Source organism: Caulobacter endophyticus, assembly GCF_029543245.1.
Taxonomy (GTDB): domain Bacteria; phylum Pseudomonadota; class Alphaproteobacteria; order Caulobacterales; family Caulobacteraceae; genus Caulobacter; species Caulobacter endophyticus_A.
In genome coordinates this window covers 86,740-101,066 of sequence record NZ_JARQWV010000010.1, presented here as the reverse complement: position 1 = coordinate 101,066, position 14,327 = coordinate 86,740, and the positions used below count along the sequence as shown (strand labels likewise).

General features: G+C 69.5%; 14 protein-coding genes. 13 read left to right on the top strand and 1 reads right to left on the bottom strand.

Features of this window, described 5'->3' with window-relative positions:
- Nucleotides 1–99: 99 nt before the first annotated feature.
- Complete coding sequence (locus P7A99_RS11485; protein WP_431307662.1) at nt 100–1,530, bottom strand: M20/M25/M40 family metallo-hydrolase; 1,431 nt, start codon at nt 1,528–1,530, stop codon at nt 100–102.
- A 147-nt stretch (nt 1,531–1,677) separates the two neighbouring features.
- On the opposite strand from P7A99_RS11485, the gene ruvC reads away from it, so the two are divergent.
- The 13 genes from ruvC (at nt 1,678) to P7A99_RS11420 (ending at nt 14,306) form a co-directional block, all read left to right on the top strand.
- Entirely contained in the window at nt 1,678–2,193 is a 516-nt protein-coding gene (ruvC, locus tag P7A99_RS11480; protein ID WP_199229210.1) for a crossover junction endodeoxyribonuclease RuvC, read from the top strand.
- Nucleotides 2,190–2,810 (top strand): Holliday junction branch migration protein RuvA, encoded by a 621-nt coding sequence (gene ruvA / locus P7A99_RS11475; RefSeq protein ID WP_277793994.1) that lies wholly within the window; start codon nt 2,190–2,192, stop codon nt 2,808–2,810. The genes ruvC and ruvA overlap by 4 nt, the downstream gene beginning before the upstream one ends.
- Before the next feature lie 142 nt (nt 2,811–2,952).
- Nucleotides 2,953–3,999: a Holliday junction branch migration DNA helicase RuvB gene (gene ruvB / locus P7A99_RS11470; RefSeq protein WP_277793993.1), complete on the top strand. Its 1,047-nt coding sequence runs from the start codon at nt 2,953–2,955 to the stop codon at nt 3,997–3,999.
- 151 nt (nt 4,000–4,150) lie between these two features.
- Nucleotides 4,151–4,603 carry a tol-pal system-associated acyl-CoA thioesterase gene (ybgC, locus tag P7A99_RS11465; protein ID WP_277793992.1) on the top strand — a complete coding sequence of 151 codons (453 nt, stop codon included), beginning with the start codon at nt 4,151–4,153 and terminating at the stop codon, nt 4,601–4,603.
- A gap of 201 nt (nt 4,604–4,804) precedes the next feature.
- Entirely contained in the window at nt 4,805–5,503 is a 699-nt protein-coding gene (gene tolQ, locus P7A99_RS11460; protein WP_101720150.1) for a protein TolQ, read from the top strand.
- 4 nt (nt 5,504–5,507) lie between these two features.
- Nucleotides 5,508–6,032, top strand: coding sequence for an ExbD/TolR family protein (locus P7A99_RS11455; RefSeq protein WP_277793991.1), 525 nt, complete (start codon nt 5,508–5,510; stop codon nt 6,030–6,032).
- Between the two features lie 16 nt (nt 6,033–6,048).
- Nucleotides 6,049–6,915, top strand: coding sequence for an energy transducer TonB (locus P7A99_RS11450; RefSeq protein ID WP_277793990.1), 867 nt, complete (start codon nt 6,049–6,051; stop codon nt 6,913–6,915).
- Between the two features lie 46 nt (nt 6,916–6,961).
- Nucleotides 6,962–8,299 carry a Tol-Pal system beta propeller repeat protein TolB gene (gene tolB / locus P7A99_RS11445; RefSeq protein WP_277793989.1) on the top strand — a complete coding sequence of 446 codons (1,338 nt, stop codon included), beginning with the start codon at nt 6,962–6,964 and terminating at the stop codon, nt 8,297–8,299.
- 213 nt (nt 8,300–8,512) lie between these two features.
- The gene (pal, locus tag P7A99_RS11440; protein WP_277793988.1) at nt 8,513–9,085 is read left to right on the top strand and encodes a peptidoglycan-associated lipoprotein Pal; all 573 of its coding nucleotides are present in this window, start codon (nt 8,513–8,515) and stop codon (nt 9,083–9,085) included.
- A gap of 109 nt (nt 9,086–9,194) precedes the next feature.
- Complete coding sequence (ybgF, locus tag P7A99_RS11435) at nt 9,195–10,049, top strand: tol-pal system protein YbgF (protein WP_277793987.1); 855 nt, start codon at nt 9,195–9,197, stop codon at nt 10,047–10,049.
- Entirely contained in the window at nt 10,037–11,257 is a 1,221-nt protein-coding gene (gene tilS, locus P7A99_RS11430) for a tRNA lysidine(34) synthetase TilS (protein WP_431307661.1), read from the top strand. The genes ybgF and tilS overlap by 13 nt, the downstream gene beginning before the upstream one ends.
- A 76-nt stretch (nt 11,258–11,333) precedes the next feature.
- Nucleotides 11,334–13,211, top strand: coding sequence for an ATP-dependent zinc metalloprotease FtsH (gene ftsH / locus P7A99_RS11425; RefSeq protein ID WP_277793986.1), 1,878 nt, complete (start codon nt 11,334–11,336; stop codon nt 13,209–13,211).
- 81 nt (nt 13,212–13,292) lie between these two features.
- Entirely contained in the window at nt 13,293–14,306 is a 1,014-nt protein-coding gene (locus P7A99_RS11420) for an alpha/beta fold hydrolase (RefSeq protein WP_277793985.1), read from the top strand.
- Nucleotides 14,307–14,327 lie beyond the last annotated feature (21 nt).

The following is a 14,327-nucleotide window of genomic DNA, read 5'->3' as shown; positions in this document are numbered from 1 at the left end:
CTCGTCCTTCGACAAGCTCAGGATGAGGTTTCACTGCTGCCTCGGCCTCAAGAATGGTCCTCACCCTGAGCCTGTCGAAGGGCGAGGACCACGCACTGCCTACTTCCCGCCCGCGTAGTCCTTGACCAGCGCGTAGAGGAAATCCCGCCCGTCATAGAGCGATTTCACCCGCATGCGCTCGTTGAGGCCGTGCACGCCGTCGCCGTCCGCATTGCCGAACAGGCCGCTGACGCCATAGGTCGGGATGCCCGCGGCGTTGGTGTGCACGCCGTCGGTGGCGCCGGTCAGCAGGATCGGCACGATCGGCACGCCGGGCCACTGCTTGGCGGCGTTCTTCTGGATCGGGCCCATGATGGCGGGCGTCAGGGCCGGCGGCGGCGAGACCGGCTTGGCCTCGTGGGCAAGGGTGACGGTGACGGCCGGGTCGGCGACCAGCTCGGTCAGCTTGGCCTTCACCTCCTCGACCGGCGTGCCTGGCAGGATGCGGCAGTTGATGTTGGCGGCAGCGCGCTGGGGCAGGGCGTTGGGCGCGTGGCCGGCGTTGACCATGGTGGCTACGCAGGTGGTGCGCAGGATCGAGTTCCAGCCGGCGTCCCTGGTCAGCACCTTCAGGGCCTCGGGGTCCTCGACATTGGCGACCAGGGCCTTCATGGCGGCAGCCTGGTCGGCCGGCACCCGGGCCTGCATCTGGGTGAAGTAGCCGCGCGTGGCGTCGATGAAGCGGGTCGGGAACTGGTAGGCGCCGATGCGGCCGACGGCGCCCGTCAGGTGATAGATGGCGTTGTCGGCCACGGGGCGGCTGGAGTGGCCGCCGGGGTTGGTCGCCGTCAGGGTAAAGTCCTGGTAGACCTTCTCGCCGGCCTGGACCTCGAGCACGATCTCCTTGCCGGTCTCGTCCAGCAGGCCGTCGGCGCCCTCGTTCAGCGCGAACTCGGCGTCGACCAGCGGACGGTGGTTCTTCACCAGGTCCTCGATGCCGTTATAGCCCTCGCTCTCCTCGCCGCAGGTCAGCGCCATCTTGATGTCGCGCTTGGGCTTGAAGCCGCTTTGCTTGAGGCGGACCAGGGTGTCGGCCCAGATGGCCGCCTGCGCCTTGTCGTCCGAAGTGCCGCGTCCGTAGAAGTAGCCGTTTTCCTCGACCAGCTTGAACGGGTCGCGCGTCCAGTCCTCGCGCTTGGCCTCGACCACGTCGATGTGGGCCAGAAGCAGCATGGGCTTGGACTTGGCGTCGGTCCCGCGCAGCACGGCGACTAGGCTGCCCTCGCGCGGATATTTCGGATCGACCACGACCTTGACGTCGCCCTCCGGATAGCCGGCGGCCTTCAGGCGCGCGCCCATGGCCTCGGCGGCGGCGGTGCAGCTGCCCTTCGACAGGGTGGTGTCGATCTCCACAAGCTCCTTGTAGAGCGCGCGGAAAGCCGTCTGGTCGGCGCGGGGCGTGACCTGCGGGCCGGGCGTCGGCTGGGCGTGGGCCAGAACGGGCAGGGCGGCGAGGGCCGCGGTGGTGGCGAAAAGGGCCTTCAGGCGCATGGTCCGACCTTCGAGTGTCGCAAAACGTGGCCGGAACAGGAGCGGGCTTCGCCTCGCTGCGCAAGCCACATGCTTGAAAACCAGGGCCTGGCGTTAACCCGTGCTTAAGCATGACGCGGCTTTTCCTGGCGACAGGAAAGGGCGAGACTGCGAGAACACATGATGAACGCGAATCGCCCCTTGCGCATCCTCGGCCTCGATCCGGGCCTCCGCCGCACCGGCTGGGGCGTGATCGGCGTGGCCGGCTCGCGCATCACCCACATCGCCCACGGCGTCATCGCGCCCGACGAGAAGGCCGCCTTCTCCGACCGCCTGCTGACCCTGTTCGAGGGCGTCTGCGCGGTGATCGAGCAGCACGCGCCCGACGAGGCGGCGGTGGAAGAGACCTTCGTCAACACCAACGCACAGTCGACGCTGAAGCTGGGCCATGCGCGCGCGGCCTCGATGATCGCCCCGGCCCGCGCCGGCCTGATCGTCGCCGAATACTCCGCGCCCGTGGTCAAGAAGGCGGTGGTGGGCACCGGCGCGGCCGACAAGGCCCAGGTCGCCTTCATGATCGCCCGCCTGCTGCCGACCGCGGGCTCGCCCACGGCCGACGCCGCCGATGCGCTTGCGGTGGCCATCGCCCACGCCCACGCCCGCACCGCCCGGAGAGTCGCATGATCGGACGCCTGAGAGGGGCCGTCGCCGAGGTCGGCGAGGAAGAGGCCCTGATCGACGTCATGGGCGTCGGCTACATCGTCCGCTGCGGCCAGCGCACCCTCCAGCGGCTGCCGGCCCTGGGCGAGGAGACGCTCGTCCATGTCGAAAGCCAGTGGAGCGAGAACCAGGGCCTGCGCCTGTACGGCTTCTCCACCCGCGACGATCGCCGGGCCTTCGTGCTGCTGCAGGCGATCCAGGGCGTGGGGCCCAAGGCCGCCATGGCCGTGCTCGACGTGCTGTCGCCGGCCGAACTGGCCAGCGCGGTGGCGCGTGAGGACAAGGCCGCCGTCGGGCGCGCCAACGGCGTGGGTCCGAAACTCGCCCTGCGCATCGTCACCGAGCTGAAGGGCAAGCCGATCACCGATGGTCCGGTGCTGACAGCCGCGCCCACGACAAGCGCAGCTCCGTCCGCCCCCGCCAAGCCCGCCGCCACCGGCGACGCCGTCGCCGCCCTGATGGGCCTGGGCGTGGCCGAGGTGAACGCCCGTCGCGTGGTCGAGGCGGCTGCTGCGAAGCTGGGGGATGAGGCGTCCGTGCAGGCGCTGATCAAGGCCGGCCTTCAGGAGCTGGGCCGATGAGCTGGCTTCGTGAAACCACTTCCCCCTCCGTCGGCTTCGCCGACACCTCCCCCTTCAGGGGGAGGGTCTTGGCGCGAGCGACCCTCCCCCTGAAGGGGGAGGTGGCCCGGAGGGCCGGAGGGGGAAGTCAGGGAAGCGCCCAATGACCCGCATCGTTTCCGGCGAAGCTCAGCACGGCGAGCAGATCCCCGGCGCAACCGACCGCGCCCTGAGGCCCCAGACCCTGGTCGAGTTCGTCGGTCAGGAGCAGGCCAAGGCCAATCTGCGGATCTTCATCGAGGCGGCCAAGGGACGGGGCGAGTCGCTCGACCACGTGCTGCTGTTTGGCCCTCCCGGCCTGGGCAAGACCACCCTGGCCCAGATCGTCGCCCGCGAGCTGGGCGTGAACTTCCGCGCCACCTCCGGCCCGGTGCTGAACAAGCCCGGCGACCTGGCCGCGATCCTGACCAATCTCGAGCCCAACGACGTCCTGTTCATCGACGAGATCCACCGGCTGTCGTCCAACGTCGAGGAGATCCTCTATCCGGCGATGGAGGACCACGTGCTCGACCTGGTGATCGGGGAGGGGCCGTCGGCCCGCTCGATCCGCATCGATCTGGCGCCCTTCACCCTGGTCGCGGCCACCACGCGGGCGGGCATGCTGGCGACGCCCCTGCGCGACCGTTTCGGCATTCCGGTGCGGCTGGAGTTCTACACCCCGCGAGAGCTGCGCCACGTGCTGCTGCACGGCGCGCGCAAGATGGGCGCGCCGCTGTCGGACGACGGCGCCGACGAGATCGCCAAGCGGGCCCGCGGCACGCCGCGCGTCGCCGGCCGCCTGCTGCGCCGGGTGCGCGACTTCGCCACCGCCGACGGGGCGCAGGTGATCGACCGCAAGGCCGCGGCCATGGCCCTGGCCCGTCTGGAGGTCGACGAGAGCGGTCTCGACAGCCTCGACCGCCGCTATCTGCGGGCAATGATCGAGCACTATGGCGGCGGGCCGGTGGGCGTGGAGACCATCGCCTACGCCATCGCCGAGGCTCGCGACGCGGTCGAGGACGTGATCGAGCCCTACCTGATGCAGCAGGGCTTCATCCAGCGCACGCCGCGCGGCCGCATGGCCTGCGGCAAGGCCTATCTGCACCTGGGTCTGACCCCGCCCGCCGCGCCCCCGGGGGCGCAGGGCGGGCTGTTCGGGGATGACGCTTGAAACCCTTCTCCCTGAGGGAGAAGGAGGGGCCCGCGCCCGCAGGGCGTGGGAGGATGAGGGGTTTCGCCCTCGACCGCCTTAACCCCTCACCCTCCCATGCTTCGCATGGGCCCCTCCCTCTCCCTCTGGGAGAGGGGAGCAAAGGTGCGCCATGACCGATCTTCCCCAACCCACCGCCGGCGTCTTCGTCGGGACCGAGCACCAGCTGCCCGTCCGCATCTATTACGAGGACACCGACTTTTCGGGGATCGTCTATCACGCCAACTACCTGCGCTATTTCGAGCGGGGGCGCAGCGACTTCTTCCGGATGATCGGGGTGTCGCACACCGAGCTGGCGGCCATCGACACGGCCTTCGCCATCACCCGCATGGAGATCGACTTCAAGCGCGCGGCGAGGGTCGACGACGCCCTGGTGGTGCACACGGTGTGGAACCGCATCAAGGGCGTGCGCCTGCTGGCCAGGCAGTGGATCACGCGCGGCGAGGAGCTGGTCTGCGCGGCCAATGTCGAGGCCGTCTGCATCAGCCTGGATGGCCGCCCACGCAAGCCGTCGGCCGAGATGACCGCCAAGGTCACGCCCTGGCTCGCTGCGGAAGAGAACTGACGACGCCTGCGTGACAATGAAGATCGCGGGTCGGTGAAAAATGGGCCGCTTGCAACCAATGTCATAGTTTCAACATTGCGCCGCTTCATGCAGTAAGGCGCAGACCAATCACCTTAGTGCCTGGAGCGCATTCGGGCGGGCAAACGCACACACTTCGCCCGAAGCGCCCTAGATTGACGCCCGAACGGAACAGGACCCCGCATGGACGCCGCCGCCAGCCCCGAAAGCTTCTCCTTCATCACGCTGTTCCTGAACGCCGACTGGGTGGTCAAGCTGGTGATGATCGGTCTGATCCTCGCCTCGCTGGGCTCCTGGGCGGTCATTCTCGACAAGCTGTTCCGTTTCTCGGCGCTGAACCGCGCCGCCGACCGCTTCGAGGAGCAGGTCGGTTCGGGCCGCTCGCTCGAGGACGTCGCCGGCGAGGCCGGCTCGAACCCGCGCCACGCCCTGCCGCGCATGCTGCAGGCCGCCCTCAAGGAATGGCGCGAAGCCAAGACCAAGGGCGTGCAGAGCGAAGGCCAGGTGGCCCTGCTGTCCCAGCGCATCGACCGCGTGCTCGACACCCAGATCGCCCGCGAGAGCGCTAAGGCCGAAGAGGGCCTGGGCAGCCTGGCGATCGTCGCCACCGCCTCGCCGTTCATCGGCCTGTTCGGCACGGTCTGGGGCATCATGCACGCCTTCCAGAGCATCGCCGCGGCCAAGAACACCTCGCTGACCGTCGTGGCTCCGGCCATCGCCGAGGCCCTGTTCGCCACCGCCGTCGGCCTGATCGCCGCCATCCCGGCCTATATCGCCTACAACAAGTTCTCGACCGACGCCTCGAAGTACGCCGGCCGCCTGGAGAACTTCGCCGACGACCTGTCGACCGCCATCCAGCGTCGCCTCAGCGAGCGGGTCTGATCCCATGGCGATGTCCGCAAACGACGCCTTCGCCACCTCGGGCGGCGGCCGGGGCCGCCGTCGACGCCGGCGCGGCAAGGGGGCCCTGTCCGAGATCAACGTCACCCCGCTGGTCGACGTCATGCTGGTGCTGCTGATCATCTTCATGATCAGCGCCCCGCTGCTGACCTCGGGCGTGGAGCTGGAGCTGCCCAAGACCGAGGCCGGCGCGCTGAAGAACGAGCAGGAGCCGATCACCGTGTCGGTCCGCCACGACGGCGCGGTGTTCATCGGCGAGGACCAGGCGCCGTTCACCGAGTTCGCCTCGATCGTCTCGGCCAAGGCCGGCGACGCCAACGACAAGCCGATCTATGTGCGCGCCGACGGCAAGGCCCCCTACGAGGTGGTCGCCCAGGTCATGGCCGCCCTGTCCAAGGCCGGCTTCACCAAGATCAACCTGCTGACCGACACCGGCGGCCCGTCGTCGGGTGCCGCCCCGCAGGACGCCCAGCCGGTGGCCGGCGGCGGCGACCTGCGCCCGGCCCAGTAGGGAATAGCCAAGCCTGATGCGGGAAGAACGCAACAAGCTGTCTCCGGCCCTGCTGGGCTCGGTCGCGCTCCACGCCGCGGTGGTGGCGGCGGTGATGATCGGCTGGCCGTGGAAGACGTCCAAGAAGATCGTCATCGGCGAGAGCGTGCCGGTGACCATCGTCACCGAGGGGCCGACCAATGTGCGCCCGGCCATCGAGGACCCTGTCGAGCAGCCGGCCGAGACCATCGAGCCGGTTCCCGAGGCCACGCCCGAGCCGCCGGCTCCGACCCCGGCGCCCCAACCCCAGCCGGCGCCGCCCAAGCCGCAGCCCGCGCCGACGCCCAAGCCTCAACCGACGCCGCCGCCCAAGCCCGCGCCGACCCCGACGCCCAAGCCGCAGCAGCCGCAGCCCAAGCCGACCCCGAAGCCGACCCCGGCCAAGCCCGAGCCCGACTTCTTCTCGTCGCTGGAAAAGACGCTGTCCAAGACCGCCAAGCCGGCCGGCAAGCCCGCCTCGTCCGCGCCCAAGGGCCAGACCAACCGTCCGGAGACCGCCACCCAGGCCCGCCCGGGCGCGGGCCAGATGACGGCCATGCAGGCCGCGGCGATCAGCGGCATGAAGGACGAGATCCAGCGGCGCTGGAACCCCAACTGCGAGGTCGTGGGCGGCGGTTCGATGCAGATCAAGCTCAGCTTCAAGCTGGCCAGCAACGGCCGCGTCCAGGGCCAGGTGACGGCCGGCGGGGCCGAGAACTCCGGCGACGCCATCGTCAAGACCGAGGCCGAGCGGGCGATCCGCGCCGTCTTCCAGTCGGCGCCGTTCGAAGGCCTGCCGCCGGACTATTACAACACGCAGCTGAACCTGAACTTCAAGGCGCGCGACGCCTGCGCCGCGCGTTAGGCGTTCCAGGGACGCCGCAAAGAGAAGAATGGAAGGAAGCCCGACGATGATCGCCAAGAGCGCCCGCGCCAAGCGGACCCTCGCCACGCCGCTCCTCGCCGTGACCCTCGCCCTGACGGGCGGCGTGTTCGCGGCCGCCCTGCCGGGCGTGGCGGCGGCCCAGATCGAGATCGACATCGACAAGGGCGCGGTCAAGCCGATGCCCGTGGCGATCCCGGCCTTCGCCGGCGCCCAGCGCGGCGCCGACATCGCCCAGGTCATCAGCGGCAATCTCGAGCGCTCGGGCCTGTTCCAGCCGCTCAACGTGGCCGGGGTACCCGACAAGCTGACCGACGTGAACGTGCAGCCGCGCTTCACCGACTGGCAGGGCACCGGCGCCCAGGCCCTGATCAACGGCCAGGTCACGGTCGGCGCCGACGGCTCGCTGCGCGTCGACTTCCGCCTGTGGGACACCTTCAGCCAGCAGCAGCTCCTGGGCCTGCAATTCACCTCGACGGCCGAGAACTGGCGCCGCGTGGCTCATAAGATCAGCGACGCGGTCTATGAGCGCCTGACCGGCGAGAAGGGCTATTTCGACACCCGCGTGGCCTTCGTCGCCGAGAGCGGCCCCAAGCTCAATCGCGTCAAGCGCCTGGGCATCATGGACCAGGACGGCGCCAACCCGCAGTTCATCACCGACGGCTCGTCGATCGTGATGACCCCGCGCTTCTCGGCTACCAGCCAGGAGCTGACCTACATGGCCCTGCGGCCGACGGGGTCGAGCATCTATCTGCTGAATCTGCAGACCAACCGCCAGGAGACGGTCGGCCGCTTCCCCGGCATGGTGTTCGCCCCGCGCTTCTCGCCCGACGGCAAGAAGGTGGCCTTCTCGGTCGAGAAGGGCGGCAATAGCGACATCTACGTGCTCGACCTGCGCACCCGCCAGTCGACCCGCATCACCACCGACCCGGCCATCGACACCTCGCCGTCGTTCTCGCCGGACGGCAGCAAGATCGTGTTCAACTCCGACCGCGGCGGCCAGGCCCAGCTCTATGTGATGAACGCCGACGGCTCGGGCGTGCGCCGCATCTCCTACGGCGGCGGCCGCTATACGACGCCGGTGTGGAGCCCGCGTGGCGACTACATCGCCTTCACCAAGCAGACCGGCGGTCAGTTCCATATCGGCGTCATGCGCACTGACGGCGGTGACGAGCGCCTCTTGACCACCAGCTATCTGGACGAGGGCCCCACCTGGGCGCCGAACGGGCGGGTGCTGATGTTCTTCCGCGAGAGCTCGGCAGGCAATCCGCGTCTCTGGACCGTCGACATCACCGGCCGAATCCTGCGTCCTGCCGCCTATCCGGGCGCGGCGTCCGACCCGGCCTGGTCGCCGCTGCTGGACTGATTTCGGGCGTGGAAAGCGGCGGAATAAGAAGGTTTCGCAACTTTCCACAGCCTCGGCGCGTTGGAGCGTGGCTGTTCATCCGTCGTTCACCCGACAGGTGAAACGAGGTGGAACAGCGTCCGATTGACGCCATCGTGAGGTCCAGGGAACGTTTTTGCGGGGCGGAGCAAGAGCAGCGCCGGTAAGAGTTTTGAACCCAGGCCGTACCTAGACTTGAGGAGATACTGGATGAGCTTCGACACCAAGAGCGCCGCCCGACTGGCGCTGATCGGTCTGGCCGTCGCTTCGCTGGCCGCCTGTACGCGCCCGAAGCCCGCCGGTCCGGTCGAAACCCCGCCCGCCCCGACCCAACCGGCCGCCCCGGAACAGCCCTACACCCCGCCGCCGGCCCCGGGCCCGGTCGACCAGGGTCCGCTGCCGGGCACGGTGCAGGACTTCGTCGTCAACGTCGGCGACCGCGTCTACTTCGACACCGACTCCTACTCGGTCCGCGCCGACGCCCAGCCGGTGCTGGCCGGCCAGGCCCAGTGGCTCGCCCGCTACTCGGCCGTTCGCGTCCGCATCGAAGGCAACGCCGACGAACGCGGCACCCGTGAGTACAACCTGGCCCTTGGCGCCCGCCGCGCCAACGCCGTCCGCGAGTTCCTGATCGGCCAAGGCGTCGCCGCCTCGCGCATCGAGACGATCTCGTTCGGCAAGGAGCGTCCGCTGGATCCGGGCACCACCGAAGACGCGTGGGCCAAGAACCGCAACAGCCGCACCGCCATCACCGAAGGCGCGCGCTAAGGCTCACCGCCTGATCTGAACGAAGGCCCTCCTCCTAGCGGAGGGGGGCCTTTTTTCTGGCCGCGTTTCTGGCCGCACTTTTGTCCGCAACCGGGGCATAATCGTCGACATGAAGCTGATAACCGCGCTCCTCGCCTCCGTCCTGCCGGTCGTTCTGGCCGCCGCCGTCGCCGCGCCGGCCCTGGCCCAGACGCCGATGCCCGATCCGCTGGACGACCGCTCGGCCAAGCGCATCGAGAAGATGGAGAAGGTCGTGCGCGAGCTGCGGGCGATCGTCTTCCAGGGCCGCGACACGGGCAAGCCCGTCGTCGTCCAGACCGCCGAGACCGACGCCCAGATCGCCGCCCTCAACGAGCGGATCAACGACCTGGAGCAGACCATCCAGCGGATGAACGGACAGAACGAAGTCCTGACCCACGACATCGACCAGGCCCGCCGCGGCGGCGAGGCCCAGAAGGCCCGCGCCGACCAGCTGGAGCAGCGCCTGGCCGCCCTTGAAGGCAAGATCACGACGCTGGAGACCGCCGCCGCCAACGCCGCGGCCGCCCAGGTCGCCGCTCCGCCGGCGGTGGCCGCCGATCCGGCCACGGCCTTCAAGCAGGCCCGCCAGATGCTGCTGGACGGCGACTACGCCGGCGCCGAGAACGCTTTCGGCGGCTTCGTCTCGGCCTATCCCGACGACGCCAAGGCGCCCGAGGCTCGCTACTGGCTGGGCGAAACCCAGTTCGTGCGCGAGGCCTATGGCGACGCAGCCGGTTCCTACCTCGGCGCCGTGCGTGGCTGGCCGCAGACCAGCTGGGCGCCCAATGCGGTGCTGAAGCTGTCGCGCTCGCTGGTGGCGCTGAAGAAGCCCGCCGACGCCTGCCGCACGCTCGACGAGCTGGCCAAGCGCTATCCCAAGGCGCCGGCCGACGTGGTCGGCAAGGCCAAGAGCACCCGCACCCAGGCCAAGTGCGCGGCCTGATCGAAGACTTCGACGCCGTTTTGAAACGGCGGCTGCGGCCAGGGGCGACCACGCCCCTGGCCGTCGGCTTTTCGGGCGGCAGCGACAGCCTGGCCCTGCTGCGCCTGACCCTGGGCTGGGCGGCGACGGCGAACCGGCCCGTCCTGGCCCTGACCGTCGATCACGGCCTCAACCCCGCCAGCCCGGACTGGACGGCGGACGCCTTGGCCAAGGCCCGGGCTCTTGGGGCGCAGGTGCGCGCCCTGCACTGGACGGGCGACAAGCCTTCGACCGGCGTGGCGGCGGCCGCCCGAGCCGCCCGCCACGCCCTGCTGGCCACGGCCGCTCGCGAGGCCGGAGCTGGCGTCCTGCTGCTGGGCCACACCGCCGACGACCGGCTGGAGGCCGCGCGGATGCGGGCCGAGGGCTCGACCACCTCCGATCCGCGCCAATGGGCGCCGTCGCCGGCCTGGCCGCAGGGGCGGGGGGTCTTCCTGCTGCGGCCGCTGCTGGCGGCGCGCCGCGGGGCTTTGCGCGACTGGCTGTCCGAGCATGGCGAGACCTGGCTGGAGGATCCGGCCAACGCCGATATTCGCTCCCCCCGGGCCAGGGCCCGCGCCGTTCTGACGGGCGAGGACGCCGGCGTTCCGCCGATCCCGCCCGATCCGCCGCCGCCGACCGGCTTCGCGGGCGAGCACGCCCTGCGCCTTTCACGCCAGGCTTCCGCCGCCCAGATCGCCGCCGCCTGCCTGTGCGCGGCAGGCACGACCACGCCGCCGCGCGGCGACCGCCTCGAACGCCTGACGGCCCGGTTGCGGGCGGGCGAGGATTTCACCGCGACCCTGGCCGGGGCTCGCATCGTCGCCGACGCGGCCGGCGTTCTTTTCGTCCGCGAGGCGGGGGAGGGGCGCAGGGGCGGCCTTTCGCCGCTGCTGCTGGCCGCCGGCGAGGCGGGTGTCTGGGACGGCCGGTATGAGATCACCGCCGGCGCCGGGCACGTCGCCATCCGCCCGCTGGGCGGGCTGGCGAGCCGTCTGCCGGCGGACGAAAGGCAAGCGCTGAAAGGGTTTCCGGTGCCTGTCCGCCCGGGCCTGCCGGCGGCGGTCGATGCGTCTGGGGCGGTCTCTAGCCCGATCCTTGCAAGGGACGCGGCGATCCGCGCGCGCGTGCTGATCCGGGAAAGGTTCGAGGCCGCGACCGGCTTCATCGATCAAGAACCCGCGACATGACATCGCGCGCGTGGCGAAAAGCCTTCCGCCGTCCTATCTTGGGTCGACGAGCGCTATCTTTGGGAAGACGACGCGTATGAATCTGAGGAATGTCGCCATCTGGCTTGGGGTCGTTTTCGTCCTCATCATGGCCTACAGCGTCTTGCAGCGTGGCGGTCCGACCGGGCGCGCCGGCGAGATCAGCTATTCGCAGCTGCTCAAGAACATCGATGCGGGCCAGGTCAAGTCGGCCGAGATCAACGGCCAGCAGGTCAAGGTCACCGCCCCCGACGGCAAGACGACCACCGTCAATGCGCCGCCCAACAGCGAAGACCTGATCAAGCGCCTGGAAGCGCGCAACGCCGAGATCAAGATCCAGGACGGCGGCCGCTTCAGCCTGGTCAACCTGCTGCTGAACATGCTGCCGATCCTGCTGCTGATCGGCGTGTGGATCTTCTTCATGCGCCAGATGCAGGGCGGCACGAAGGGCGCGATGGGCTTCGGCAAGTCCAAGGCCCGCCTGCTGACCGAGAACAAGAACCGCGTGCTGTTCGACGATGTCGCCGGCGTGGACGAGGCCAAGGAAGAGCTGCAGGAGGTCGTCGACTTCCTGAAGGATCCGGCCAAGTTCCAGCGCCTGGGCGGCAAGATCCCGAAGGGCGCCCTGCTGGTCGGTCCTCCCGGTACGGGTAAGACCCTGATCGCCCGCGCCGTGGCGGGCGAGGCCGGCGTGCCGTTCTTCACCATCTCTGGTTCGGACTTCGTCGAGATGTTCGTCGGCGTCGGCGCCAGCCGCGTGCGCGACATGTTCGAGCAGGCCAAGAAGAACGCCCCCTGCATCATCTTCATCGACGAAATCGACGCCGTCGGCCGCCATCGCGGCGCCGGCCTGGGCGGCGGCAACGACGAGCGCGAGCAGACCCTCAACCAGCTGCTGGTCGAGATGGACGGCTTCGAGGCCAACGAAGGCATCATCCTGATCGCCGCCACCAACCGTCCCGACGTTCTGGACCCCGCGCTGCTGCGTCCGGGCCGCTTCGACCGCCAGGTCGTGGTGCCCAACCCCGACGTCGCCGGCCGCGAGAAAATCCTGCGCGTGCACATGAAGAACGTGCCCCTGGCCGCCGACGTCGAGGTCAAGACCCTGGCGCGCGGCACCCCCGGCTTCTCGGGCGCGGACCTGGCCAACCTCGTCAACGAGGCGGCCCTGACCGCCGCGCGCAAGAACCGCCGCATGGTCACCATGCACGACTTCGAGCACGCCAAGGACAAGGTCATGATGGGCGCCGAGCGCCGCTCGATGGCCATGAGCGAGGACGAGAAGAAGCTGACGGCCTACCACGAGGGCGGCCACGCCCTGGTGGCCCTGAACGTCCCGGTCGCCGACCCGGTCCACAAGGCCACCATCGTGCCGCGCGGCCGCGCTCTCGGCATGGTCATGCAGCTGCCGGAAGGCGACCGCTACTCGATGAGCTACGACCAGATGACCTCGCGCCTGGCCATCATGATGGCCGGCCGGGTGGCGGAAGAGCTGATCTTCGGCAAGGAGAAGATCACCTCGGGCGCGTCGAGCGACATCAGCGCGGCCACCAACCTGGCCCGCAACATGGTCACCCGCTGGGGCTTCTCCGACGACCTGGGCACCGTGGCCTATGGCGATAACCAGGAAGAGGTGTTCCTGGGCCACTCGGTCGCGCGCACCCAGAACGTCTCCGGCGAGACCATGAAGAAGATCGACAGCGAGATCCGCCGCCTGGTGAAGACCGGCGAGGACGACGCCCGTCGCATCCTCACCGAGAAGCTGGAAGACCTGCACTCGGTGGCCAAGGCCCTGCTGGAGTACGAAACCCTGAGCGGCGAGGAGATCGTCGGCGTCACCAAGGGCATCGCGCCCAACCGCGAGGAACCCGAGGAGAAGAAGCCGACCGGGCCGGTCGCCTCGGTGCCGGTCTCGCCGACGGGCGTCACTGCCTGACGGTCGATCAACTGATCGAATAATGCGAAAGCCGGATCCGCATCGCGGGTCCGGCTTTTGTTTTGCGCGTTAGGTAGCCCCATGAAGACCGCTCTCGTCGCCGCCCTACTGGCGCTGTCGCTTCCGATCGCCGCCGCCGATCGCGTTTGGGCCGCCGAGCCCGCCGCCGTCGGGATCGCGCTGGAGAACTATGCCTATCCGCATCCCGTGGCCTTCCTGCCGCTGGAGCATGGCGGCCACGCGGTGCGCATGGCCTATATGGACGTCGCCCCGACGGGCCGGGCCAACGGCCGCGCCGTGCTGCTGCTGCACGGCCGCAACTTCCCCGCCGGCTATTGGGCGCCGACGATCAAGGCCCTGGCCGCCGCCGGCTATCGGGTGGTCGCTCCCGACCAGATCCAATTCGGCAAGTCCTCCAAACTCGACGACGTTCCGGTCAGCTTCGACCGCATGGTCCAGGACACCGCCGCCCTGCTGGACCACCTGAAGATCGACAAGGTCGACGTCGTAGCCCACTCGATGGGCAACCATGTGGGCGTGCGCTGGTCCCTGGCCCATGCCGACCGCACCGGGCGCCTGGTCATGTACGGCCCCGTCGGGCTGGAGGACTACCGCCTCTACACGCCTTCGGTTCCGCTGGAAAAATTGGTCGCCGACGACGAGGCCAAGGGGCCGGATGCCTATCTCAGCGAGCTGATGACCAGCTACGGCCTGACCCTGCCGCGCGAGGCCATGACGCCCTATGTCGAACTGCGCGAGGGCCTCAAGCGCTCGGGCGACTGGCCGCGCTACGCCCGCAGCTTCGCCGCAAGCGCGGTGGCCATCCGCGACCAGCCCTATCTGCAGGACGTGCCCAAGGTGTCGGTCCCCGTCCTGATCCTGGCTGGCGAGCGCGACGGCACGGCGCCGGGCAAGGGCTATGCGAAACCGCAGGACAAGCCGAAGTTCGGCCACGTGCTGGCCCGCGCCCAGGCCCTGGCCCCGACGATGAAGGACGCCCGGGTCGAGGCCTTCGACGCCGGCCACCTGCTGCACCTGGAGCGCACCGAGCGCTTCAACGCCGTGGTTCTGGCCTTCCTTGACGAAGGCCGGTAGAGCTTTCCTTCGAAGCTGAAA